Origin of the sequence: Corynebacterium sp. p3-SID1194, from assembly GCF_025144155.1 — a bacterium.
Classification (GTDB): domain Bacteria; phylum Actinomycetota; class Actinomycetes; order Mycobacteriales; family Mycobacteriaceae; genus Corynebacterium.
In genome coordinates, this window is the sequence record NZ_JALXWY010000003.1 from 112,887 (window position 1) to 138,885 (window position 25,999).

A 25,999-nucleotide genomic window follows, 5' to 3' on the forward strand; every position below is an offset into this window, starting at 1 on the left:
TCTCACAACTATGAAAAACGTAGCATTCGTAGGTCTGGGCTACATCGGCCTGCCGACCGCAATTGTCATGTGCAACGCCGGACTGAACGTCGTTGGCGTTGATGTCCTTTCGGAAAAGGTCGACGCGATCAACCGCGGCGAACTCACTATTTCTGAGCCGGGCCTGGAGGAAGAACTGGCTGAAGCGATCAGTAGCGGCCGATTCCGTGCCACTGTTGACATGCCGGAAGCAGATGTCTACGTCATCGCGGTGCCGACCCCTTTCACGGACCGCCATGATATCGATATGAGCTTTATTTACACCGCCGCGGAGTCGATCGCTCCGAAGCTCAAAGGCGGAGAGCTCATCATTTTGGAGTCGACTTCTCCACCCCGCACGACCGAGCGTCTTGCCCAACGGATTCTGGATCTGCGAAGCGATCTGCGCCTACACCAAGATGGTGGCGAAACCGATGGCGCAGAGCTCTATTTCGCACACTGCCCAGAAAGAATCCTGCCCGGTCAAGCACTGCGCGAGCTACGTTCCAACGACCGCATCATCGGCGGGATGTCTCAGGCTGCCACTAAACGCGCCAAAGAAATCTACGGGACATTCTGCACAGGGGCCCTCCTCGAAACCGACTCCACGACCGCTGAGCTAGCTAAGCTCACTGAAAACTCGTTCCGCGATGTCAACATCGCTTTTGCGAATGAACTCTCCATGATCTGCGACGAACTCGGGATCAGCGTGTGGGAGCTCATTGAGTTGGCCAACCACCACCCGCGTGTGAATATCCTCCAGCCAGGCCCTGGTGTCGGAGGCCACTGTATCGCCGTGGACCCGTGGTTCATCGTCTCCACAGCCCCCGATACTGCGAAGCTGGTTCGCACTGCGAGGGAGGTCAACGATTCCAAGCCAGAATGGGTGTACCAGAAGATTTCTCAAGCAATAGAGTCTCAGGCCAACTCCGTTGAGCAAACCGCAGAAGTGGAAGGAACACCAGCAGTCGCTCTTCTTGGTTTGACGTTCAAGCCGAATATCGATGACCTCCGCCAGTCCCCGGCACTCGACATCGCTGTGAAAACCGCAAGCCGCCACCCCGATCACCAGTTCATCGTCGTGGAACCGCACATCACGGCTCTGCCGGACGCACTCGCGGACCTCGATAATGTCCGCTTAGGAACAGCCCAGGAAGCTCTAGACTCCGCAGAGACGATCGTCCTGCTGGTGAACCACGACGAGTTCAACGACCTTGATACTTCCGCTTTCCCGCCGGACCGGGTGATTAATACCCGCGGGTCCTGGGCGCAGTGATCCAGCTGCTTTTCGCGTAGAGGAACAGCTCGGCTTGCGCGACCGCGGCTACAGCCACATCCCCGTCATCCACATGGATGCCAACGCTAAGCGGGACAACGCGACCCTCGCGTTCTTCTTGTCTTCGTAGGTCTCGAAGAGACTGCCCAAGTCAGCTGGACCGGCGGAGAGGACTCGCTCAATGGTCTCCACGAACTCGTCGTCAAGCATGCTTTTCATCGCAGTCCACGAAGCGCTCTCGTGTACGAATTCAGCCGCATGAAACTCAATCGCAACTGCAGTTTGCTCAAATTGAGTCCCGGCATAAGAAGGAGCAAGCACGCTGCCCTCAAACGGACGCGGTTCACGCCTGCGCTCAGCGAAGAAATCTCCCGATATGCCTTCGACGTGCCCGTTCGCTTCAAAGCGCAATGTTTGCGTCGTATTCAATGGAACGGCCAGCGCCTCCGGCCAAATCTCCTGCAATGCCAGGAAGGAAGCATAATTAAGAGCCCGGTTCGTAAGCGGAACTGCATCACTGATTGCTGTCACTTCCGAGTCCACAAGGGGGTATAGGACCTGGCATTCACGGTCCGTCTGGCTCGTTTGAGCTTCCAGATAGCGGCTGGAACGCTGATCACGGGCGAAGTTGTAGAGGACCTCCACATTCGACACTGCCGCCATCGAACTCATCCAGTCCTCCACGACGCGAGCACAGTGCTCTGAATTCTCTTCATTCACAAGCCCAGCGGCACGCGTGGCAATGCGGAAGGCAACGATTGCCTCTTCTGCCGTCGGGATCTTGTCCAGATAGCCTTTAAATAACGGCCACTGGCCGAGAGAAATCGCCCCACCACCGTGAAAAGGTGCCGTCGGGGAAAACGGCGCTACCAGTGATTCCGACGGGATCAGGCCTCCGCTGTCGAGGATCGACTTCGTGAGAGACGCGAAATAGTCCCCCTCCACGAGCGGCTCAGGTGCTTTGACGATGTGCTCGACGCCGGCGAGAGCAGTGATCTCAGATGCAATCGCTACCTCGCGGTCAGATTCAACACCGTGCGTGACGCAAATAATATTCTCTTTCCCGCTTCTGCGGAACAAGCCGAGCAAAAGACGAGAATCGAATCCACCACTGAGTCGAATTTGGAGCTCAGGATACGCGGAGCGCTCCATGCAACGCTCTGCTGCGTTGATAAGCGCATGCGCTAGCTCGGGTGCAGCTTGAAAACGCGCGTCATCGCGTTCCTCGACGTCGTGGGATGCTTGCTGCGGAGCCGGAATGAACGAATAGCTGGAACCGTAGATGGACAACGCGCTTCTCGATGGCAAAGTCCGGACGCCTTTGAAAGGCGAAACCCCCGAGAAGGAATATCCGAATTCCAAATACTCGACCATGTAGGTGTGGTCCAGGTCCTCCGGCCCAAGGTCTTTCCTGGCCATGGCCAGCTTGCACATCACTGGCCGGTTGCTGATGTAAAAATAGTCCTCGTCTTCTCCGAAGTAGATGGGATCGATGGACGGTACGGTGTTCCACGCGATGATCCGCGACGAACCCCTGTCACCGTGCACTGCTGCAAACGAACCCCACACTGGCTCCGAGAAATAGATTGATCCAGCTCGGGAGCGAATCTTCTTCATGAGATCGTGCGCAGTCTTATTGGCTGTAGACGCCGCCCACTTCCCGCCTTCAAGAGCGAAGATATCGTCATCATTCCCGTTGGCCGCAGTCCACTGGGCGAGCCATGTACCCGTGTCGTTGAGGTCAGTGTGAACCTCGGGGGTGTCCGCATACCGTGAGCCGAGAAACAGTCCCGTGCTGCGGCCCAAATGCTCTAGGATCTCGTCCCGAGTTTCCTCGTTGCCAGGTAAGTATCTCTTCGGCGCAACGACGAGGATTAACGACATCTAACTCTCCCCCTGCGCTGGATTGCCACCATCTGACTCAGAGTGTCCCAAGAATAACTCGGCCCATTGTGCGGTGAGGACCTGCGAATCCCACTTTTGAGCTTGAGATTTAGCTTGTGCGGAGGCTTTCTCGAAGGCCGCCGACTCACGCAACGCCGTAATTCTTTCGACGGCCTCACCCAAGGATGCGACCACATAGTCCCCGAAGATTTGTCGGGCCCCTTCGCGCTCCCAAACGACCGGGATCGAGCCCGACGCCATTCCTTCTGCTGGCGCCAAATGGAAACTCTCGAGCGAACTCGGTGACAACGTGAACCCCATTCCGCGCTGCCACGAAGCGATGTCCGCACTGAACGGTTCCACAACCACGCTCTTCCTGAGCAGCGGATCACGAGAGATTCTGTCGAATAACTCCAAATACGCTTGTTTCTGAAGCGCTTTGTTCCACTCATACGAATAATCCCACGGCAGCCTGCCTTTGAGATGCAACGTGTAGCGGCTGTCCGCTTCGAGGAGCATGCTCAAAAGGTCGACGGCTCGATCCGGCCGCTTAAGGAAAGGCACGTACCCGACCATGCCCACGTGGAATTGTGCGTTCGGCAGTTTCGGACGGTCGAAATCCGCTGTATCAATCGCATTCGCAATGATGTGCGTCTTGCTTTCTTCAATGCCGAAGCGCTGCACAACCTGGTCTCTGATGAAGGATGAGACGAACACGAGGCCGTTGACATTGTCCCAGGCCACATCGTCCATCCACGCGCCGTTCATCTCGAAACGGTGCAGGCGGGAATACAATCTCGTCCTGGCAGGCGCGTTCACGGAATACCAACGCAAAGCTGGCCCGGCCCACTCGCAGAAGACAATGTCGGCCCACTGCGCAAGCTTCGTGGACTTCTTCTCGTCGTGGGTGTGCAAGGTCTTCCATTCGTCGACCCTGACTTCAAAACGACCATCCTGTTGGAAGAACTGCATGAGTTCGCCCATGAACTTCATGTCGTGGGAAGCCACGACCAATTTAAGTGGGCGGGCGCCAGGATCCTTGCTTCCTGTAGCACTCACCGTAGCTTTGCGGCGGAACACCTCCCGCAGGTACACAGCTGCTTCGTCCATTGTGTAGGCCGAAGTAGCGTCTGCGGCTCTCCTCACAGCTTCATCGAGGGAACCGATTTTCGCGACCAAAAGCTCAGCTAGGTTGGCTGCTGTGGTATCTGACGTGACGAAGAACGGATAATCTGCACCGAACAAAGCCTCGTGGTCCACGGTGCGGTTTATCACCGGAACCGTTCCACTCAACGAGTACTCGAGTGCCTTCGTCGAGATTTCCAAGCTCGAATCCAGTTCCCGAGAGCGCCACCCGATTCCAATATCGGAACGAGCGATTTCCTCCAACGACTTCTCGCGTTCTAAGGCACCGAGCCAACGGACACCCGAATGAGGATCATTAGCCGCCGTCGTCAGCGCATCGCGCATTCTGGAAACCCAGCTCGGGTCCGCGCTATCGCGATTGTATTTGTCTCCCACAACCACCAGCTCAGAGTGCACGCCCCTTTTTTCCAGCTCTCGCGGGAGCTCGAGCATTTCGAGCGTCTTCCACGGCTTTGCGAATTTTCCTGAATACACGAGACGCAGTGGATTTGCTGCTGTTCCCAGTCCGCTGTGATCCCGTGTGCGGAGTTGAGTCGCGGGAATCATAGGCCGCATGAGGCTGGTCTTCCCCGCTGCCGCCGGACAAACGGCTTCAAGGTACGAACGAGAGGCTTCAGTTTGGGAGAACATGCCCCGGCTCGCAGTGGCGATGTCGTTCAGTAGTTCCAGCCGCTGTGGTGCAGCATTCTCAAGTGGGTACGGGAGGTCAGTGACGTAGCTGTAGAGCGTTTTCGCAAGCGTGGGACGCTTGGCGAATTCCCCGCAGGCGTCTAAACCGCGCACAACAATGGCATCCACTGGGCCCCGCTGCACACGATGTTCTGCGCTCTGCGCCGCTTCAGCTGCGGTTAGAACACGACCCGGAGGTTCGTGAAGCCACACATTCGGAATGCCGCTCACCGAAGAGATCAATCTCTCGTTTTCGATCGGAGCTTTAAGAATGATGTCTACTCGGTCGAAGACCTTAGAGAGGACTTCTGCCGCGGACACGAGCCAAACTGACGAACCGTCGATGATATTCAGATTGACATCGCCGTAAAGGATGACAGCTTCGGTACTGGAACTCACGGTTCGACCACCTCACTGTGCTTCCCGCTTCTTCCCATGACACCGCGAATGAAATCAAAGACCGGCAGCGAGTCGTATAGGTCGTCTGACTTAACATCTAGCGACCCATCGAGTGCGATATCCGCAATCTGTTCCAGACCCGCCGACAGATTGCTCGGCACATCTTCCCTGATAAGCACGATTGCTGCGCCATTGCGCTTGGCTTGCATCACAAACTCGTAGACAGAATGGAAGGACAGGACATTCAGTGAAGAGGTCAGGTGCTCCCACGCGGAGCACGCGGTATCGGCGAGGTTCAGGACCACGTACGACGCCCCCGGGTTCGGCCTCCCCATAGCAACGCCCGGGGCGATCGTTTCAATGATCCAGCCTTCCTGCTCCGGCACATCGCCTGGCACAGGCCCAAGCCAAATGACCCGGCGTTGTCTTTGACTGTCGGAAGCGTGATAGATACGCCCCAGCTGCAAGCTGCTATCGGCTCCCATCTCCTGGGTCGCCGCAAGACGCCCTGCGGTATGAGCATGGGGCTTATCTTTCACCGGTGTTGTTGTGATGACTCCAGGAGAATAAACAGTCCCATTCCCACGCGAACGAAGTGGATCAACGCCTAGGTGCTCTGTCTCGCCTGCTTCCACGTGTGACGGAATTCCTCCGTATTCGAAAGCACCGTTCAAAGCCGCGAGCTGGTCAGCTAGCAGCTTCTGGCTCGCGTTTTGTTCTGCTCTGGCCGATCGGGCAAGGGTCGCTTCATGTTTGAAGGATGTGATAGTGCCAACGACGACCAATGCCCCGATCCCTGCGCCGAGGACGAGAAAAAGCTTGCCCAGCACCCCTGGTAGCAGCGTGCCCATAACCAGGAACAAGGCGGAAACCGCAGTCAGGCCGATTAACCACCGCCCGGTAGAAAGCTTTCGCGCCAGCTTCCGCATATTTCTCCTCACTTTGTCCATCACCTGAAACTATAGATCAGCCCTCCCGCGGCCGATGCAGGCGAGAGAGCCACTTGCGGCTGCGCAAAGTCACCTGGTTAGTCGCGCGGTAATCTACACCTATGTATTTCCAGCCGCCCCTTCACGCATCACGGGCGGTCTAGCGAAAGCACGCGAAGGAGTGGAACAACCATGCGGCTTGGCTCGGTCGACAGCGCTCAGCTTTTGAGACGCATCAAAGCGAAGTCTCGGCGAGCATTCTTCCAGCACGCTCCGAAACCCGTCATTGTCCAGGCGCGCAAGATCGTCTCGCGGCAAAGGAGCCGGTCCAAGGCTCGTGCGGAAGCGGGGGGTTTTCCAGCGGTCACCACGAACAGCCCGCTCCATGCACCTGTGAAGCAACCCCATTTTCCGTTTCGCGTCGGTTACATCATGGATGAGTTCTCCCTTTCCGCATGGGGGCCAGAATTCAATCTAGTGCCAGTCACACCTGGCGCAACCGAAGAAGAGCTGTCTGATCTGGACTTTTTCTTCGTTGAATCAGCCTGGAATGGAAATGACGGGCAATGGCAGTATCAACTCACTGGCCCGAACTCGCCGTCTGCTGAGCTGACACGAGTCGTGGATGCCTGCAAGAAGATCGGAGTGCCCACTTTCTTCTGGAATAAAGAAGATCCCCCGCACTACGACGACTTCTTGAACACTGCGAGGCTGTTCGACGTTGTCGCCACCACCGACTCCAATTTGCTTTCGCAGTACGCCGCAGCTTTGGGCCACGAGAACGTGATGGTACTTCCCTTCGCGGCGCAACCTGCTGTGCACAATCCTGCTCGAAATGGAGTTGAGGAACCCGTCGGTGATGTCGCATTCGCCGGCACGTACTTCCGGGAGAAATATCCCGAGCGGAGAAAGCAGATGGATCTTCTGCTCGGCGCTGCACACAATGCGGCGGAAAGCTACGGTCTCAAGTTCACCATCTTCTCTCGGCATGCAGGTGGCGAGAAGAAATACCAATTCCCCCGCCGCTGGTCGAAGCATGTCGCCGGCTCATTGCCCTATGCCCAAATGCTCGGAGCATACCGCTCGTTCAAGACCTTCTTGAACGTGAATTCGGTGACGGAAAGCCCAAGCATGTGCGCGCGGCGCATTTTTGAAATCGTGGCATCCGGAACCCCTGTCATTTCCACCGAATCAGCAGCGCTTCGGAATTTCTTCACACCGGAGGAGGTTCCGTCTGCCAGCACAGAGGAGGAGGCTGAACTTGTCATTCGCGCGCTGACGAACTCGGACCAGCTCCGGCGCAGAACCGTTCACCGCGCCCAACGCCGTATCTGGGAAGAGCACTCTTACCGCCATCGTGCAGAATCCGTCCTGCACGCTCTCGGTTTTGAGCACGACGAACGCACAACGCCCAAGGTCTCCGTCATCTGCTCCACGAACCGCGACAGCGAGCTCGACCATCTCCTCGAGCAGGTCGCGCATCAGACTTATCCCGAAATCGAGCTACTCGTCGTGGGCCACGGAATCGACATCGCCGCGGACTTTACTAGCCGTGCACGCCGAGCAGGTATCGACGATGTGACTGTCCTTTCCGCCGATGGTTCAACCTCCCTCGGCTATTGCCTCAACCTCATGATCGCCCACGCCAGCGGAGATATCATCGCCAAATTTGATGACGACGATTACTACCTGCCCAATTACCTGCGTGACCAGGTGAACACTTTGTGCATCAGTAATGCCGATCTGGTTGGAAAAGCCTCGTTGTACTTCTACCTGCCAAGCATCGACTCTGTGGTTCGTCGATGGCCGCGGCGGGAGCACACGTGGCACCGGTTCGTATCTGGTTCGACCTTGGTGGGGTGGAAAGAAGTCTTTGACGAAACGCCCTTCGCCAACAGAACCAAAGGCGAGGACAGCGATCTGTTGATCGAATTGGAAAGCAAAGGACGACGCGTCTACTCGTCGGACAGCTTCAACTACCTGTGCGTGCGCGGGAATTCAGAACACACCTGGAATATCTCGGAGGCAGAGATTCTCGCTAACTCGGTTGTGGAAACACACGGTCTCAACATCGCGCACGTGGAGGTCTAAGCGGAGTATTCGGGGACTTTAAGAAAGGTCCCGGTACATCTCGATGAGACGCGAAGCACCCATTTCCCACGTCGAAATCTGCGACGGCGCACGTGTTTCCCGCCCGCGGTCGAGGGCACGAAGCACAGTGTCTGCTAAGGCACGCGGATCGTCCGGTGGGATATAGAAAGCCTCTCCCCCAGTCACTTCCCTGAGCGCGGGAAGGTCGCTGCACACGACGGGAATTCCGAAGGACTGCGCCCGTTGCATTTTCATCGGCGTGACCACGCGCGTCACCCGGGTGTCCTTCCTGGGGGCGACGAAGACATCGAGCGCGCAGTACCAGTCCGTGATCTCTTCTGGTGCCTGCCGCCCAGCGAAAACTACTCGGTCCCTTACGCCCAGTTCCGCGGCCAATTCTCTCAGTGCGGGAAGCACACTTCCGTCGCCGACGAAGAGAGCTTTGACGTTCTCTGGCAGGTAAGGGAGCGCGCAAATAACATTGTCGAATCCTTCGTAATCGACAATCGAGCTGACCGCCCCAATGAAGGGTCCAGAGCCAAGTCCCAGTTTCGCTCGGGCATCCTCTGGCGGGATAGCGCGGGAGAGCTCCGCTTCCCTGACGGAGTTAGGAATGATGTGTGCTCTACCCACGCCACGAGACCGCGCCTCGCTGAGAGACACCTCGCTCAAAACGACAACAGTGGCAGCAGCAAGCATCGCTTCTGTCTCTTTGCTTTTCGAGGACTGGTAGAACTCGCTGGCCAGCGCCTCCTCCGGATGAGGTTGAGCCGCTGCCCACGTTGATTCGGGTTCCCCTCTAACCTCGTACACCCACGGTATGCCCAGGATCTGAGCTGCTATCGACGTCGCGGCGGCATTGGGCCATGGCGTGGTCGTGTGCAGAACCCCCGCCCGACGTTGAACAGCCTCCTCGACGATGAGGTTCGCTTGGGCCCGGATGCTCCGTGAGAAACTCAGCGGGTGCCACGTCGGCAATGCTCGGGAGTATTCCACGTTGTCGATCACATCAGTTTCGCGCGACGGCCAACGACCGATGACGGCGGGATAACCAAGACGAGTGATAGCGGAAGCTTCAAACCCTCCGGAATTCAATGCCCTCAGTAGTTCATGGCTCCGGTGGGCGTAACCACCGTGTGAAAACGGTAACGAGTTCGTCAACACTTGCAGTACACGCTCCTCCCCGAGAGCCGCGGAGGAGGTGAGAATAGGCACATCGAAATCCCGTTTACGCGAGCCTCCGAGCGGGGCGAATGTCGCGTGAGAATTCATGGCCTGTCCACGCAGCCGCACCGACACTTTATTGGCGAGGTCTAACGGATCACGTGCCAGCTGATAGGCCATTGAGGACAGGAAAAGCGAAGCGGATTTCACTTCGAACACTCCGCAGCACGCTCAACGCTATGCAAAAAGACTGCGGGAGCGTTCTCTTCCCGCTCTTTTTCTAGCCATGCGGCTCCTTTATCTCCGACGCTCAGCCGCTCCGGATGACGGGCTAATTCGCACCAAAGGTCCGCCAGTTTTTCCGGTTGTTCCGGAGGCACTACGTCCCCGACTTCGAGGCGTGAAATGAGTCGTGCGGTTTCACCGGCGACCACTCCGGAGATATGAATTTTCTGACCGATCAGTTCGTACGTCTTTGAGGGGACGGCGCGGCGTAGCGGCTCCCAATCAGTCAGATGCACAAGTGCGGTATCCGCCCACAGATAGTGCTCGGCTAGATCGTTGCTGCTCCTGCGATGCACAAATTCGGCGTCGAGCCCCATCTGTTGCGCTGCTTTCTCCAATTCGTCTCGGGCTGCTCCAGCTCCAACAAAGCGGAGCTTGATATCCACGCCTTGATCACGCACAAGCTGTGCGGCATGCAGGGCATTCTTAAGATTCTGCGCACGACCGAGAGTCCCGGCGTAGAGCACACGCAAAGAATCTTTTTCAGTCTCATGCCTCCGACGGATGTCCGTCTCCGCGGGAAAGACGTTGCGAACTGTTACGACCGGCGGGCCGTCTACGTCATCTGTTCGGAGCTGTTCAGCAAGATCCTCTGCGGTCACGATGATCGCAGCCGCCCGTTTGTACACGAAGTGGAGCACATGGTGAGTCAGCGAAGAGACGAGCTGAAGAGGCCCTTTGGAAAAGACCTTCTGGCGGAAAGATACCCCTCCTGTAGCGGCATTCCACTGATCGGAATATTCGAGCAATTCCGGCCAAGCATCACGCAGATCGATGATGTACGGAGCATGAAGACGCTTTGACGTGACATACGTGACCACAGCCGTCGGTAGGGCGGGCACCGTGCCAATGATCACATCCGGCGCGAATACCTGGATTCGCCCGTTTCTGCGGGCCACCATCCGCATTGCCCCGAGTGCCACGGACGCCTGGTTGATCACTTTTTGCGTGATCGACATGCCACCAGGGAAATACCCCGAGCGGTAAATCGTCTCGCCGGCGGGGCCGGTGTCAACTGCATTTTTGACGCGGTCGACGCGGCTGCGCACCCACTCCCGAAAAGTCTGTTTCCTCAAATAGTGAGGAGGCGGAGCAAGCACTCGGACATCGTGACCAGCCTCGAGGAGAATCCGCGTCAACCACGACCACCGTCGTTGAGGAACGCCGTTTTCAGGAGCCCAGTATTGCGAGATGATCAGAATCTTCACGCCAGTCTCCTCCCTGGATTCTCGTACCACTAAGCCTGCTCCGCTTAATACGGTGATTCTGATCGTATCCGCTACGGATACTTCGGCTGGAACTCTTCTACTCGGGTGCCGACGCCTTTCAGCTCAGCGATCGCTTCAACTGCTCGATGCGCGGCTTGGCCGTCACCGTAAGGATTGACTGCGTTGGCCATCGCCTCGTAGGACACCGTGTTTTCCAGCAGATTAGTCACTTCTGCAACGATCAAGTCGCGGTCAGAGCCGACGAGCTTCACTGCTCCCGCCAGCACTGCCTCCGGCCGCTCGGTATTCTCGCGCATCACCAGCACTGGCTTTCCGAGTGAAGGAGCTTCCTCCTGGACTCCGCCTGAGTCTGTGAGCACAATATGCGCGCGATTCATCAAGGCGATGAACTGGTCGTACGGTAATGGATCAGCGATGATCGCATTCGGTAAATCCTCCAGCACCGGCAAAATACCTAGACGAACCTTCGGGTTCAAGTGCAGCGGCAACACAGAATAAGTGTCCTGGTGTGATGCCGCGAGGTCTCGGATCGCCCCAGCGATTTCCGCCATCACTTCCAAGTTTTCCCGGCGGTGTGTTGTCACCAGAACCATGCGGTCAGACGTATTGCTCAGAGCAGCAAGCCGTTCATCGTCAAAGGGAACATTCCATTGCGAGGCTTCGAGCAAGGAATCAATGACTGTGTTTCCGGTGACGACGATGTCCTTGCTGTGGATATTTTCCCGCCGCAAATTCTCTTTCGCGTCCGGAGTGGGAGCAAGATGAAGGCACGCCACCTGACTGATGATTTTGCGGTTTGCTTCCTCCGGAAACGGCGAGCTGATGTTTCCAGTGCGCAACCCAGCTTCGAGGTGCACAATATCCACACCGCGATGGAAACCAGCAAGGGCTGCAGCCATTGCCGTCGACGTGTCCCCCTGAGAAATAATGACGTCGGGCTGCTCGGTGTCGATGATCGCGTCGAGCCCGAAAACCGCCCGCGAAACTATCTCGTTGAGAGTCTGGTTCGGCTTCATCAGCGCTAAGTCATGATCAGGATCGATGCCGAAACGCTGGTTCACCTGACGCAGCATTTCGTGGTGCTGGCCTGTGGAAACGACGACAGACTCGAATCTCTCATCGGTTTGAAGACGGCTCACCACCGGCGCGACCTTGATCGCTTCAGGTCGCGTGCCATAGATCGTCATGATTCTAGGTCGTCGGGACACGTCTTCCTTACTTCACTGGGCGCGGCTAAACGCCCATCATAGGCGGGGCTTGACCCCTAATAATCTACACAGCTTTGAAACGGCAATGAACCGTCAACCGCTGCCACGGCTAGTCCTGATCCAATTCGGCAACTATTCCGTCAAGGATGTCCTTTTCGCTGATCACGAAGCTACTTACGCCCGCCTCACGCTCAATAACGTCCATGAGCTCTTCAACGATGACCGCGCCAGACCCAATGACATCCGCGCGCCCTGCGTGAACCACCGAATTCGCACGACGTTGTTCCGCAGTTTGGCTACGCACGTACGCAGTCATGACACGCATGTCATCGAAGGAAAGCTCCGACATGTGAATACGCTCGGCATCATAGACGTCTAATCCCTGCGCCAGCGCTGACAACGTAGTGAATGTCCCGGCGCAACCGATCACTTCACGGGCGCTCGCGAGAGGTACGGCAGCCAAAGCTTCGTGCACGCGCTGGCGGATATAGCGTCGCGCTGCTTGCGTTTCGGATTCCGTCGCAGGATCCGAATGCATGAATCGTTCGGTCATGCGCACGCATCCCATTTGGGTGGAAAGCGCGCGAATTGTGCTCTCGACTTCCATGACGAACTCAGTGGAACCGCCACCAAGGTCGATCACACAGAATGGTCCACGCCCTTCATCTATGTCGGCGGTGGCACCACGGAACGACAGCGCTGCTTCCTCCTCCCCGCTGATCACCTCTGCGCCGACGCCTGGCTCAATTTGGCCGAGCAGATCGCGAGACATCTCAAAGAACGCATCGCGGTTTGATGCGTCCCGGGTTGCCGAGGTTGCGACCATACGTACTCGGCTCACGTTCTCTCGCTGCATCTCCTCGACGTAGGACTCGAGCGCAGCGCGTGTTCGCGCAATGGCGCTTTCCGCGAACCGCCCGGTCTCATCGACCCCTTGGCCAAGCCGGACGATCGTGTTGCGGCGGGAAATTTCACCTGCTTCATCATCGTGGATGAGGAGGCGGATGGAATTAGTGCCGCAATCAACCGCAGCTACACGTGTCATGCCAGCCCCTCTCCAGCGCTTTCGAGTGAAATGCCGAGCTCAGCAAGGGTCGGCCAATCAGACGGAATAGCAGTTCCTCCCAAACCGGCGTGCGCGGCGGCAAGAGCCACTGCCTCCGTGCCAAGCTGAACCCGCTTTGGCCCTTCTGCCAGAGCATAAGCGATCAGCACATGGAGGCATTTGACGCGGCTTGGCATTCCGCCTCCCGAAAAGTCGGTGCCGAGATCGTGAATTGAGTTCCGCTCCCGCAGGTAGTTCTCGTGGGCAGCTTGATAGTCCGCACGGAGGACTTCGCCCTCCGGAGATTCTTCGTTGAGCCGGGCCTCCATCCACTTCATCACCTGGGCGACTTCCAGCCTGGATGCTTCTGCCGTCAGCCTGGGATCGGTGAGGTAGTAGAGAGTTGGGAACGGCGTGCCGTCGTCAAGCTTGGGTGCGGTCTTGACTACGGCTGGTTGCCCGTCAGGCGTGCGATACGCAACCTCAAGGACGCCTCGCGGCGCGCGCCCTAGTTGTTTCTCAACGATCGCAAGATCACTCTCACTCACTTTCATGTGCGCTATTGTTCCACAGCCAGTTTCATGCATTGGAGCGGTGCGGAGACACTGTGCAAACAGAGACACATAACACACCTCTAGCCCCAACAGACTCTGCGACATGTGGTAGTTTTCCAGAGAGTTGCCCGCTCTTTCACAGGAGCATTCTGGCTATAGGTTTATTGGCAATCGTGGACGTGGGGTCGAAATGTCAGCGCAACGCAAAATGGCGATGCTAGTAGGAAACTCGGTAGAAGGAGACTCCCGAGTGGAGAAGGCGGCAGTCTCCGCCGCTAAAGCCGGATACGATGTCTATCTTGTAGGCATCAAGGACAAGACCGTTCCGTTTTACGGTTCCTACCGATCTATCCCGATCCTGCGCCCACTTCCGGACTGGACAGAGTACAACCAGTGGCGTCGCGCGCTGAATGACGACTCGGAGCCCGCAGAGGACTTTGTCGACCGTAAACAAAAAGAATTCGAAGACAAGAGCCGCGAGTGGGGCGTGACGGTTGCCCGCTACTTCGCAGATGCCGACTCTGTCCGCTCTCTTCCGCACCTCCTTGCCCCGAATAAGTTCGCTGCACCGAACCGCCCGGCCAAAAACTGGTTGGGTGCGGTCAATAAAGTCATTCGCCCGGCAAACGCGGCCTACCGGCGCGGACTGCGTGCCACTGTCAACGCACGCAACGCAAAGCCTTGGCTGCGCAGCGGACTTCCCGGTGAGTGGCGTGAACTCTGGCCGCAGATCTCGGGCTTCGAAGGCGCATTCTTGGAAGCTCTCCGTACAATTCAACCGGACATTATCCACGTCCACGACCGGCACCCCATGTCGGCTGCCGCTACCTATCACGAAGATATGCTGGCGCAAGGAGTCTACGTACCGTGGGTTTACGATGCCCACGAGTACCTGCCGGGGCAGCGCTTCAGCGGACCGGCGCAGCACCGCTTCGGTTGGCTCAACTTGGAAGCCGACATGATCAAGCGCGCAGATGCCACTATCACTGTGTCCGATCAGCTCGCGGCTTCCCTTGCCAAGCGCCACCACCTTGAGGAGCGTCCGTTCGTTGTTGAAAACGCCCCTGTCGGTGCCTTTACCCCGAACCCCGACCCAGCGCGCGTGTCGCTGCGAGAGGAACTTGGAATTCCCGAAGGCGAGCCACTTGCTATCTACGTGGGCAAGCTTGCGGAGCGACGCGGTGTCTTCGACGCTGTTGCCGCGGCGGCTAAGGTCCCCGGACTCCACCTTGCATTCGTGGGTTCGCGCGACTCTGCTCCCCGCAACAAGATCCTCCAGATGGGCAATCAACTCAAGATTAGGAACCGTCTCCACATCGTGGACTACGTCCCATCTAGCAATGTCACCAGTTACATTTCTTCTGCTGATATCGGACTTAGCCCGCTGTTTAGCACCCCAGCCCACGAACAGGCTCTTGCCACGAAGATTCTGAATACATCGTTTCCGGTCTCCCGATCGTCGGCAGCGATCTGAAGGCTCAGGGGCAGTTCATCCGCCAGCACGACATCGGTGAAACACACGCGGCGAATGACCCAGCCGATATGGCTGCGGCCATCGAGCGGGCGATGAAGAGGCTGCCGCAGCTCAAGCAGAACGTCGAGAAAATCCGCGAAGAACACACCTGGGAGAATCAGGAGACAAGTCTCTTCGCCGCATGGGACGCCGCCGAAGCCAAGAGCAACGAGTCCGCGTCGTCTCCGGCTAAGACTGGTTCTATTCGAGCAGAGATCGAGCCGGCCCCCGAGTCCACCGGCCCACTGTTCGGACGGACTCCTCTTCGCCGGCTTGCGCCGCTTTTCACGGCAGTCGACGCAAGCGAGCAGCGCATTGCATACGCTGTGAAGTCCCAGATCGTCATGCGCACTGAAAACGGCGATTGGGAGGTTCTGGGGCCGGCCTCGGGAGACATCGAAGACACCTTCCAAACGTGGTCAAAGCTTGTGAAGCGTGCAGACGCTTTGGTCGCCACAGACTACGAGCCGTTGTTCGTGGAAGCTATGGGCACCGGATTAAACCTTGCGCATCAGCTCAGGAACAGCGGCCTCGGCTTCTTCAATTGGACTAGCCCGGATGCACTGTCTATCTCCGATGGAGAGTTCATCTCTCCGGAAGGCCAGCGAGCCGCGACGCTTGCACTCAAGATTGCTGCTCAGCGTGCTTCGACGATTCTTTCCGATGATGCTTCGGTTCTTCTCATCGAGCCAACCGCCAAGTGGTTGCCGCCGGTGCTTCCAGAAAACAGCTCCATCCAGAAACAGAGCGATCTGGATGACATCATCACCGCAATCATCGCTGTGCGCCACCGCACGGAAGAAGAGCAGGAGGCTCTCGAGTCTTTGCGCTCCCAGTTCCCGATGATCGACTTCGTCGAAGCGGACGGCTCTGAGCCGGTCGAGGGCACCATCTTCATTGATAGTTTGAGCGGTGGAGCGTGGAATACCCTTACAGAGGAGGCCTTCGTGGCGGGGATCCCAGTGCTCGCTAATTTCGAAGAAAAATTAGGAAAACTTCTCGATCTCCAGCCTCCGTACATCGCTACCCCGACCGACCTTTTGAACGTCAACTTCAGATTGGCACTATCCGGTCGATGCGAACTCCCCGATGCCTCCGAGTACTTCGAGCAAAGGGAGCACCTCCTGAACCAGGCGTTCCAGCCACGAGACCTCTAGGACATTTCATAGGAGTAGGAGTCCACGAGCTGCGACGGACACCGGGCAAAGTCGCTGCTGCGCTATTGTGGCTCCATGACAACAGGTATGTACCGCAAGGAACCTCTTTTCCTTGCGGTTTGCTCGGAGGAGCCGATTTCTTTCGAGCGGCTTAAGCGGGATTTGCGGGAGTTCTTCTCTATTCCCAACGACGAATTGGTCAGCCTCGAGACTGACCGTCTAGGGGCTTTCTACACACCCGGTTATTTCGAGCCCCTGGCTGGGTCATTTCTCAACCAGCAGGGAGAAGATGCCATGACGGTTTCTTCGCATTCAATTTATGAGGAAGAGTGTATCCAGAAGCCGGAGCATGGCCTCACTCGCTTTTTCGGGCGCGTGCATTCTGGCAAGGCCGATATCGCTGATTTTCCAGCTCCGTTGGCCATATTCCAGGTCAAGAAACCGAGCGAGAGCGTTGTCTGTTACAACGATTCATTTGGCGCGGGGCGGATTTATTACGCACGCGAGAAAAACTTCACCGTCGTATCAAACAGCATTCCGGCAGCAGCTCTTGCCCGACGGCGTCAGTGCGAATCCAATGAGGATTTTTGGGCGCCCTATTACTGCGGTGGCGCGGTAGGCGAAGCTACCTTCATTCGCGGTATATCACTCGTGCCTGCTGGCAGCCGCCTCGTCATCAAACCAGGAACGTTTTCCCTGCGCTCAACACCCCTTGGCACCCAGCTCAAGCAGCAGATCAACGAACCAGTCAAAGCAACAGGTACGTTGGAGACTCTTCTTTCTCCCCTCCGGGCACTTTCACAGCTGATTGAATTGCCTCGCCCGATTGTCGGTTTGAGTGGCGGGCGAGATTCACGTTTGGTCGCGGCATTGACGCTCAACGCGGGAATGGCAGCTCAATACCAAACGTGGTTCCCTCCGAAATTGGAAACTGAGATTGCCGCTGAACTCGTTGGAGCACTTTCCCAGGATGTCGACTGGGTTTCTATCGACCGATCGGAGTTGAAAGCGGACTCCCCTGTCGGCGATCTTCGTTCCCGAACCCGCGACTGGTTCACTTTCACGGGAGGAGATCACTGGTCGACGTTCATCCGCCGTGCTGCTCCCCCGAAAAACACCACAAGCCAAACGGTACCCGACTACTCTATTTCTGGCCTCGGTGGCGAGGTGACTAGGGGGTCGCTGTACCTTGAGTCGGAGGCGGCTGCAGGCGATGCCGAGCCAGCGCTACGGCGTTATATTGACCGTTCCTTAAAATACTGGCCGCTTATCTCCAGAGACATCCGGGAACGATCAAGAATCCTTTACCAAGAGGCTTTGCTTGAAAGTTTTGTCGAAGGATTCAACGGGTTCCATGCATTGGACTTGACGGAGATGAACACCAATTACCGCCGGATGATTCCTCCCCCGAATCCCGGCATCGTCGCTCCGCTTTTCAGTCTTTCCCTAGCGCGCGCGGCATTTGGGGCTTCCCCGCTGGAACGAATCCGTTCCCAACCGCTCAGAGAAATCACTGAGATGCTCGTACCAGAATGGATTGGTAAGCCCTACTACCATGAAGTCGCTGCCACGCGTAATGATCCAAAGGACAATAAGGTTACTATCCAACCAACGCACTGGGAGGTGGACCGTGCGGACTTCCTGGAATCCATGGAGGCAGCTCTGGCTGTCACGGATTTCGCAAACCTGACCATGGGAGAAGTAGAGAAGGAGATCGAATCCCCGTCCGACGGTAGAAATCGGACGAATATTCTCTTCGAAACGATCCTTTGGCACGGTGCAGCCACAGAACAGGTCATCGACATCAACCGCATATTGAGGCGTCCATAACTCCCCTATCTACGGCGACGAAGAGTCAGTTTCGTTTGGTTCTGGGTTCACACTTCCCGGGACCCAACAGCGGCGATCTCCCTCATTGCGTGGATTCGAGCATCCCAATTCTCCTCGGCCCACACCTTTCGCCATTCGATATTGGATGCCTTCTCACCACGTGTGATCTGCTGCATGACGGACAAGACGTCGCTAACATTCCGCTCAATGCTCTCGACAACACCATGTCGGCCGAACACCCGGTGCGCAGGACTTCCCTCGTAAACAAGGAAAGGGATTCCCTTCTCGATGTACGAAACCGACTTATACGGCAGCGCCCCGTTGGCATAGGCGGACTCCAGCAAAAGCACACCTACGATGCCCGCGGTGAGCGGGCGGTATTCGTTGAGGTTTCCGTTGAGCACGCGTATCGACGTGTGCCCGTGCAGTCTTCGGTCCCTCAACTGCCGCTTCAACGTCGACTGTTCAGTAGGCCGCACCAGGAAGTCAAAGAAAACTTCTTCTCCATCTGCATGACCGGAAAGGAATTCTGCAACAGCATCGAGGTAAATGCCCATCTTGTAGGCATCACCGATTCCTCCTGCGTAAAGGAAAGTCGTCCCTGCGGTCCCGCCACGCAGTAGCACGCAGTTCTCCCGCGAAACAGCTGGGGGCAGCTCATGTGGAGGGAACTTGATATCAATGTGGCCTTTGGTCAACTCGTTGAAAAGTTCAGCACTTTCGATAGACGGCGAGGCCACCGTTCCTGCGGAACGGGACATGCGCTCCAGTTCGAAGGCCCCAGCTTGACGAGCCTTCGCCGCGGCCTTCTTGGAGAACAGATCTGGGTCGAGCCAGTGGAGATCGCGAACGAACCAGCAGGAAGGCGTGGAGTAGCCCGACGCCAGTTCATCGAGGAACCGATAGGTCTGTATTACCGCATCTACGCTCTGAACAGGATTCGTGGAGTTTTCTCCGTAGACGACCTCACAATTGATCCCGTTATCAAGCCACGACCTGATGAGCTTTAAACGTCGTCCAAGGACCGTCGGATCGAGATTCACTTGAATGGTCGGGGTGCTCCTCGACAGCGCCAGATACATATTGCGGATTCGCTGCGGCCGCGCCCCGTCAGATCGGTTCTCAACCGCAGCGACTGTAAGGAACACCGCGAAAGAATCAAGATCGCCGAAATCCTCGAAATAGTCCGGAAGGACCTGCGCTTCCATGATCGAGTCGAGGATCTCAACCAGGGGGCGTCCAAGCGAAACACTCGACTCAGGCAAATCCGCCAGCACCTCGACTGTTCCTGCCAAACGTGCGGCCCACGTATCAGTGCTGGATACTGCGATGTTTGGCTTCTCCCGGCAGATGAGACCGGCAGCCACTGAAGAAGCGACCATCACCTCTCCCGGCTCATTGTCCATGCTCGCGTACGAGATGATGCTGTCCGCGTCCTCGTCCACGAACAGGGCGTGCGAAACGTCTTTCAACCTCAGTCTGAGCACATTGGCGAACTTACGACCCATCATGAAGTCGCTGTACCAGTAGAAAGAATTCGCAGGCATGAACTCGACGCTCTTACCGAGTTGCTCAGCTGTGTCCTTCAAACTGTCGAATGCGCTATCTGTCTCGATGTCAGTCGCTACCCGCTTGGAATCGTCGTAGATAACGGCGATCTTTCCGCCATCTGAATGAAGCGGTGCAACATGTGCCGAGAGGTCGGCAGGATTCCACAGGAAGTGCGGCGTAGTAGAACCGAGCGAAACCGCCTTCGTCATTTCCCACTCATTGACAAAGATAAAGCTACTGCTGTGTCGATTCACCGCAGCAAACGTCCGCGATTTCGCTCTATTCTGGGGGCTGAAATCAAGGTCGCCGGGAGTCATCAGGGTAACGAGGGGGAATCCGGCGAATTCATCGATAGCTTTGGACGCTGAAGCCAGCCCGAGCGCTAGCACTACAGCAGGTGCAGAGGCCCACTTCTCTGTTTCCTTGAGCCGTGCCCGCATGAGCTCATCACCAGCGTGTAGCCACGGAGGTTTATAAGGCGCTGGCCCAACGAAGCGGTCTTCCCTTTGGAAGTGCACAGTCGGCGAGATGCCAATTGACTCGACCTCGCTCAACACCGCTCCCAGCAGAGGGGAGATCCTGTTCGTCGTTATGAGAATGCTCACGCCAGTGCTCCCCCTTGCTTCTTCATCAATGCCAGTTCTTTTTCGACTGTCTGCAGTGCACCATTTTGCTTCCTGATCCGATCGGCTGCCGCTCGAGACATCTCGGTGAACTGCGCGGGATCATCGAGGATCTCGAGGTACTTGGACACCGCGGCTTGCGCATCTCCCTCGTTGAACAGGACAGATGACTTCTCATCTGTGAATTCGGGAACGGCTGTGACAGGACACGTTATCGGGATCAGGCCGGAAGACATCGCTTCGTCCCTGCTTACGCCTTGGGTATCAAATCGGGTAGGAACCAGGAAAAATCCATAGTTCTTGTGCAAAGCCGTAATTTCTTCTTGCCCGATGAATTCGCGACGAATGGTAACTACAGGATCGTCCGCGAATGCATCGAACTCGCCGAAGAACTGGCCGTCGCCGACGATGCAGATGTCCAGGTCGGACCACACGTCCGTGCCCCGGAGACGGCGCAGAAAATCTGCAGCGATATCAGCTCCGTAGCTGTGCGAGTGGGCGCTCCTGACCCATAGAATTTTGAATCGTTGGTCCTGATTCTTCTCTTCATAAGAGAACAGATCCGTGTCGACAAAATTGTGAATGACGGCGCTGTTTTCGGAGTCGAATACTTGATTCAGATCGTCCATCGCGGCCCGTCGCCACCAGTCGGACACAAAGACAAAGTGCGCTTCGCCAGTGCTGTTGATTTCACGCCAGACATCTTCGTTGCGCAGGGATCGTTCAATACGCGCGTTGAGATATTGAGAATCCTTGATGCCGTAGGGCAAACGCGACCAGTTCCGCGCCTCGTACCCGTGCACGTACACCAAAAGAGTCGTGCTGTGCGGAATGTTATCTTTCAGCACTTTCCACATTTCAGAATTCATGAAGTGGACGCTGATGGACTCGTACTCCCGCGCCGCGAGCAAGCCCGCTAGCTCGTTCCCGTACCCCGCAAGGACCTTGACTCCGTCGTAGTCGTACACATCCTTCTGGACGCGTTTACCAAAAGCCACGACATCCACCTGAACGCCCTTGGCCTGGTAGTACTTCACACGACGATGAATGAAGCCATTCGCGTAGCGCTTCGGTTTTGAGGGATACTCATTTGCAACAATGAGGTGCCGCGGCGGCACGGCATCCTCAGTTTCGCGCAGGAATTGTCTAACGAATGCGTACCGGGCATCGTCTTCAAGACTTTCCCGGTCGGGCAATTCGGCTCCATCCCCCACGTTGAACGCCGGCCGAAGAGACTTCAGGTAGGCATTTTCCAGGTAGAGCCGCGAAATCAATTCGTCGTCCGAATAAGACGGAGCGATGAGTTCGCGTGGAATGGGGAGATCGGAAGTCGGATGCATGCTTCGTAGACGCCTCTCTTCAGTGGGTGCGGAGGCAGTGATTCTAGCCGATGGTCAGGCGGGGAACTCCGTCCCATCTCTGCGGATCGGTGACACTGCGACCGTCGAAAAGAACCTTCACACCAGGAACGTCGGCCGGGGTGAGCTTGGCATATTCCTTGTGGTCCGCTTGAATGATGGCTGCAGCTGCGGATTCACCTTCGTGGTACGGCTCCCATCCGAATGCTTCGAGCTCCTCGTCGGAGTACATCGGGTCGTGAACCTTCACATTCGCTCCACGCTGACGCAATGCGTCGACGGTAGCGAAGATTCCGGAGAACGCAGTCTCCTTGACTCCACCTCGGTAAGACGCACCGAACACCGCGACAGTTTGTCCCTCGAGCGAACCAAGTTCGCCCTCCAGACGCCCCACACAGTATTCCGGCATGCCCGCGTTGTAGTGGCGGGATTCGCGGACAATCGACGCATCCGGATCCGTCGAAAGGTACAGTCTCGGGTACACCGGGATGCAGTGACCACCGACTGCGATGCCCGGGCGGTGAATGTGGCTGAACGGCTGGGAATTGCACGCGTCGATCACCGCGTTGACGTCAATGCCTTCCTTGTCCGCGTAGACAGCGAACTGGTTAGCGAGCCCGATATTCACGTCGCGGTACGTAGTCTCTGCGAGCTTAGCCAGCTCGGATGCCTCAGCGGTGCCCAAATCCCACACGCCGTTGTCACGGGGAAGATCTTCGCGCTCATCAAACTGCAGCGCTGCTTCGTAGAATTCGCGTCCGAGCTGCGCACCCTGCTCGGACAGCGCGCCGATCAGCTTGGGGTAGCGGCGGAGGTCCTGGAAGACTCGGCCAGTCAGCACACGCTCCGGGCTGAAGACCAGGTGGAAATCCTCGCTCTCCTTCAAGCCGCTGATTTCCTCGATCATCGGCTTCCAACGGTTCCGGGTGGTGCCGACAGGAAGCGTTGTCTCATAGGAAATAAGCGTATTCGGGGTCAGGTGCTCCGCCAGCGACTTTGTCGCAGCGTCCATCCAATCGAAGTCGGGCTGCCACGTCTCCTCGTTCACGAAAAGTGGGACGACGAGGACAATCACGTCTGCATCGGGAATTGCCTGGGAGTAGTCGGTGGTGGCTTTGAAATTGCCGCTTTCCACGACCTCCGGAAGGTACTCATCGAGATGAGCCTCACCCGGGAAAGGAATCTTTCCCTGGTTGACAAGATCGACAGTGGTCTCGTTGATGTCGACACCGGTCACATTGAAACCGGAGCGGGCGAACTGGACAGCGAGCGGCAAACCGATTTTGCCGAGAGCAACTACAGCGACGTTTTTCATTTTTAGTCCTCCACGTTGACAACGGAGTTGGATTTGGCAGATTCAAGGACAGCTTCGACCACGCGCATCGTACGGAGACCATCCGCGAACGTTGCGATGCTCGGTGTGCCGTTGAGAATCGCCTCACGGAAATTACGGTGTTCGACAGCCAGTGGCTCGGGCTTGTTGATCGCGTAGCGGGTGACCTCGCCTTCAGAGACACCGCGGAAGTTACTGATCTGGTCCCACTCAATACGGTCAACGCCGTTCTTGTAGTAGGTTAGGTCACTCAAAACTGTTTCTGCGACGAGCGCACCGTTTTCTCCGGTGACAACCGTCTTACGTTCCTTGTACGGGCTCATCCAGTTGACGAGGTGATTGACGATCACTCCGTTGTTCAACTGGCCGGACACAGTCACGAAGTCCTCGTGTTCCCTGCCGGAGGAATGCTTGGTCGAAGCGGACACAGACGCGTACGGGCTGTCGGCAACCCACGCAGTCAGATCGAGATCGTGTGTGGCGAGATCCTTCACCACTCCGACATCGTTAATCCTGGCCGGGAACGGGGACTGGCGCACAGTGGCGATCTGGTAGATCTCCCCGAGCAGGCCTTCCTCAATCTTCTGCCGCAAAGCGCTGATCGCCGGGTTGCAACGCTCGACGTAGCCGACGGCACCGACCACGTTTTTCTCCGCGGCGAGATCAGCGAGTTCTTGAGCTTCCGCAACGGTTGCAGCCAGGGGCTTTTCGACGAGCACGTGAATACCGTTCTCAATGAGCTTCTTCGCCACATTGTGATGCTCGGACGTAGGTACTGCAACCACAACCGCATCCACACCAGCTGCAATCACGTCGTCAACATTCGAGTACAAAGGCGTGTCGCCAGCGACCCCGAATTTGTCGCCAAACGGGTCTGCCAAAGCGACGAGCTCGGCCCCTTCGAGGGCTCGGACATTGCGGACGTGGTGCCGCCCCATCGAGCCAAGACCGATAACTGCGTACCTCAAGTCCGTCATTATGCTCCAGCCTTTCCAACAGCGTTGACTGCCTCGACGATTCGCTCGAGATCGTCCTGGGAAAGACTCGGGTGCACCGGAAGAGACAGGCACTGCTTGGCGTACTGCTCGGTGCGGGGCAGTTCGACGCCTTCGGCGAAGTGAGCCAAAGAAGGCAAGCGGTGGTTCGGAACGGGGTAATACACACCGGAGCCGATACCGTATTCGTCGTTAAGCGCCTTCTGGAAACCGTCGCGGTCGTCCTCAACCAGGACCGTGTACTGGTGGTAGACGTGGGTAGCTTTTTCATGGACCTTCGGTGTCACAGCCCCAGTGATATTCGCAGAGAGGAACTCCGCGTTCTTCTGACGGGTGGCAGTCCAGCCGAGGAGCTTCTCAATTTGGACCAGACCGATGGCGGCGTGCACATCGGTCATACGGTTATTGAATCCGACAAGCTCGTTCTGGTAGCGCACCTCCATACCCTGGTTACGCAGCAGCCGGACGTTCCTCCTGAGCTCGTCATCACCGGAAGAGACAAGGCCACCTTCTGCAGTAGTCATGTTTTTGGTCGGGTAGAAGCTGAAACCACCGAAAAGGCCGAACGTTCCGACCGGCTTCCCGCCCCAGGTGGCAAGGTGAGCCTGTGCGCAGTCCTCGAACAGGAGAAGGTTATTCTCGTCGGCAATTGCCTGAAGCTCATCGATATTTGCCGGGTGGCCGTAAAGGTGAACGGGCATGATGCCCTTGGTCTTCTCGGTCACACGATTCTTGACATCCACCGGATCCAGGCAGAAGTACTCGTCGACATCCGCGAAAACCGGGGTTGCGCCAACCGCGGCGACGGAGTTTCCGGTCGCGGCGAAGGTGAAGGACGGAACGATCACTTCGTCACCGGGGCCCACACCTGCTGCGAGGAGACCAAGGTGCAAAGCGGACGTACCCGAGTTGACGGCCACTCCGGGAACGCCACCCAGAGCGATCTCGGAGAACTTCTGCTCAAACTCCTCGACACGCGGCCCCTGGGCAATCATGCCGGAAGCAAGGACTGCGTCGACGGCCTTACGCTCGTCATCACCCACGATCGGCTTTGCAGCTGGAATGAATTCTTTGTCAGTCATTGACTTCAATCTCCTCAAGTTTGTCGTTACGCTCGCGGAACTTTTTTCCAGTCGTGGGGCACTCGTAAATATCTTCGGGATCCTGCAGCTTGGCCAAAGGCTGTCCCGCAGGCCCGACCCAACCGATCCGCTTCGCAGGGGTTCCTGCGACAAGCGCGTAATCCGGCACGTCCTTGACCACCGTTGAGCCAGCTGCGACCAGCGCCCAAGCTCCAATCGTGACGGGTGCTACAAGTACGCTCCGAGCGCCGATTGCAGCGCCGGTACCGACTGTGACTCCGACAGGCTCCCAATCTGAGGCGTCCTTCAGCGTGCCGTCCTCATTGATCGCGCGCGGGTACTGATCATTGGTCAGCACGACCGCAGGACCGATGAACACGCCGTTGCCGAGCACAGCAGGCTCGTAGACCTGAGCGAGATTCTGGATTTTGCAGTTGTCGCCGACCTGCACACCTTCACCGATATAAGCAGCTCTGCCGATAATGCAGTTTTCCCCGATCTGTGCATTCTCACGCACCTGCGCTAAGTGCCATACTCGGGTGCCGTCTCCAATCGTGCTCTCATTGGATACATCGGCATTGGGTTGAATGCTGACTGCCAAATTTGACTCCATCTTCTCGCTGTGAAACCTGTCGGATTTCACGCACGGTCTGCGACTTT

At 57.0% G+C, this 25,999-nt stretch carries 19 protein-coding genes; 5 read left to right on the plus strand and 14 right to left on the minus strand.

Annotated features, from left to right (window positions below):
* Positions 1–10 precede the first annotated feature (10 nt).
* On the plus strand, positions 11–1,294 hold the full coding sequence (gene wecC / locus M3G19_RS03830; protein ID WP_259900582.1) for a UDP-N-acetyl-D-mannosamine dehydrogenase: 1,284 nt from the start codon (positions 11–13) through the stop codon (positions 1,292–1,294).
* Positions 1,295–1,342: 48 nt separating this feature from the next.
* Here the strand turns inward: wecC and M3G19_RS03835 are convergent, their stop codons facing one another.
* The 3 genes from M3G19_RS03835 to M3G19_RS03845 are packed head-to-tail and all read right to left on the minus strand — an operon-like array spanning position 1,343 to position 6,342.
* The gene (locus tag M3G19_RS03835) at positions 1,343–3,178 is read right to left on the minus strand and encodes a hypothetical protein (protein ID WP_259900584.1); all 1,836 of its coding nucleotides are present in this window, start codon (positions 3,176–3,178) and stop codon (positions 1,343–1,345) included.
* A complete protein-coding gene (locus M3G19_RS03840; protein ID WP_259900587.1) occupies positions 3,179–5,392 on the minus strand; it encodes a glycosyltransferase in 2,214 nt (737 codons plus the stop codon). It lies immediately after the preceding gene.
* Positions 5,389–6,342 (minus strand): hypothetical protein, encoded by a 954-nt coding sequence (locus M3G19_RS03845; RefSeq protein WP_259900589.1) that lies wholly within the window; start codon positions 6,340–6,342, stop codon positions 5,389–5,391. The genes M3G19_RS03840 and M3G19_RS03845 overlap by 4 nt, the downstream gene beginning before the upstream one ends.
* A gap of 171 nt (positions 6,343–6,513) precedes the next feature.
* Between M3G19_RS03845 and M3G19_RS03850 the strand changes: the two genes are divergently transcribed.
* The gene (locus M3G19_RS03850; protein WP_259900590.1) at positions 6,514–8,412 is read left to right on the plus strand and encodes a glycosyltransferase; all 1,899 of its coding nucleotides are present in this window, start codon (positions 6,514–6,516) and stop codon (positions 8,410–8,412) included.
* A gap of 18 nt (positions 8,413–8,430) precedes the next feature.
* On the opposite strand, the gene M3G19_RS03855 is transcribed toward M3G19_RS03850, so the two are convergent.
* The 5 genes from M3G19_RS03855 to M3G19_RS03875 form a co-directional block, all read right to left on the minus strand.
* Positions 8,431–9,756: a glycosyltransferase family 4 protein gene (locus M3G19_RS03855; RefSeq protein ID WP_311198333.1), complete on the minus strand. Its 1,326-nt coding sequence runs from the start codon at positions 9,754–9,756 to the stop codon at positions 8,431–8,433.
* 26 nt (positions 9,757–9,782) lie between these two features.
* Positions 9,783–11,069, minus strand: coding sequence for a glycosyltransferase family 4 protein (locus M3G19_RS03860; RefSeq protein ID WP_259900593.1), 1,287 nt, complete (start codon positions 11,067–11,069; stop codon positions 9,783–9,785).
* Between the two features lie 71 nt (positions 11,070–11,140).
* Positions 11,141–12,277: a non-hydrolyzing UDP-N-acetylglucosamine 2-epimerase gene (gene wecB, locus M3G19_RS03865; protein WP_259900595.1), complete on the minus strand. Its 1,137-nt coding sequence runs from the start codon at positions 12,275–12,277 to the stop codon at positions 11,141–11,143.
* Positions 12,278–12,407: 130 nt separating this feature from the next.
* The gene (locus tag M3G19_RS03870) at positions 12,408–13,343 is read right to left on the minus strand and encodes a Ppx/GppA phosphatase family protein (protein ID WP_259900597.1); all 936 of its coding nucleotides are present in this window, start codon (positions 13,341–13,343) and stop codon (positions 12,408–12,410) included.
* Positions 13,340–13,897, minus strand: coding sequence for a DUF501 domain-containing protein (locus M3G19_RS03875; RefSeq protein WP_259900599.1), 558 nt, complete (start codon positions 13,895–13,897; stop codon positions 13,340–13,342). The genes M3G19_RS03870 and M3G19_RS03875 overlap by 4 nt, the downstream gene beginning before the upstream one ends.
* 250 nt (positions 13,898–14,147) lie before the next feature.
* Here M3G19_RS03875 and M3G19_RS03880 point away from each other — a divergent pair, with 250 nt between their 5' ends.
* The 3 genes from M3G19_RS03880 (at position 14,148) to M3G19_RS03890 (ending at position 18,397) form a co-directional block, all read left to right on the plus strand.
* Entirely contained in the window at positions 14,148–15,371 is a 1,224-nt protein-coding gene (locus M3G19_RS03880) for a glycosyltransferase family 4 protein (RefSeq protein ID WP_259900601.1), read from the plus strand.
* Positions 15,372–15,439: 68 nt separating this feature from the next.
* Positions 15,440–16,567, plus strand: coding sequence for a hypothetical protein (locus tag M3G19_RS03885; protein WP_259900603.1), 1,128 nt, complete (start codon positions 15,440–15,442; stop codon positions 16,565–16,567).
* A gap of 75 nt (positions 16,568–16,642) precedes the next feature.
* The gene (locus M3G19_RS03890) at positions 16,643–18,397 is read left to right on the plus strand and encodes a hypothetical protein (protein WP_259900605.1); all 1,755 of its coding nucleotides are present in this window, start codon (positions 16,643–16,645) and stop codon (positions 18,395–18,397) included.
* Positions 18,398–18,444: 47 nt separating this feature from the next.
* On the opposite strand, the gene M3G19_RS03895 is transcribed toward M3G19_RS03890, so the two are convergent.
* The 6 genes from M3G19_RS03895 to M3G19_RS03920 are packed head-to-tail and all read right to left on the minus strand — an operon-like array spanning position 18,445 to position 25,940.
* Positions 18,445–20,553, minus strand: coding sequence for a hypothetical protein (locus tag M3G19_RS03895; RefSeq protein ID WP_259900611.1), 2,109 nt, complete (start codon positions 20,551–20,553; stop codon positions 18,445–18,447).
* A complete protein-coding gene (locus tag M3G19_RS03900) occupies positions 20,550–21,911 on the minus strand; it encodes a glycosyltransferase family 4 protein (RefSeq protein WP_259900613.1) in 1,362 nt (453 codons plus the stop codon). The genes M3G19_RS03895 and M3G19_RS03900 overlap by 4 nt, the downstream gene beginning before the upstream one ends.
* 43 nt (positions 21,912–21,954) lie before the next feature.
* Positions 21,955–23,244, minus strand: coding sequence for a nucleotide sugar dehydrogenase (locus tag M3G19_RS03905; protein WP_259900619.1), 1,290 nt, complete (start codon positions 23,242–23,244; stop codon positions 21,955–21,957).
* Positions 23,245–23,246: 2 nt separating this feature from the next.
* A complete protein-coding gene (locus M3G19_RS03910) occupies positions 23,247–24,239 on the minus strand; it encodes a Gfo/Idh/MocA family protein (RefSeq protein WP_259900620.1) in 993 nt (330 codons plus the stop codon).
* Positions 24,239–25,339, minus strand: coding sequence for a DegT/DnrJ/EryC1/StrS aminotransferase family protein (locus M3G19_RS03915; RefSeq protein ID WP_259900622.1), 1,101 nt, complete (start codon positions 25,337–25,339; stop codon positions 24,239–24,241). The genes M3G19_RS03910 and M3G19_RS03915 overlap by 1 nt, the downstream gene beginning before the upstream one ends.
* Positions 25,332–25,940, minus strand: a complete 609-nt coding sequence (locus tag M3G19_RS03920; RefSeq protein WP_259900623.1) for an acyltransferase — start codon at positions 25,938–25,940, stop codon at positions 25,332–25,334. Before M3G19_RS03920 ends, M3G19_RS03915 begins: the two co-directional genes overlap by 8 nt.
* Between the last annotated feature and the right edge of the window lie 59 nt (positions 25,941–25,999).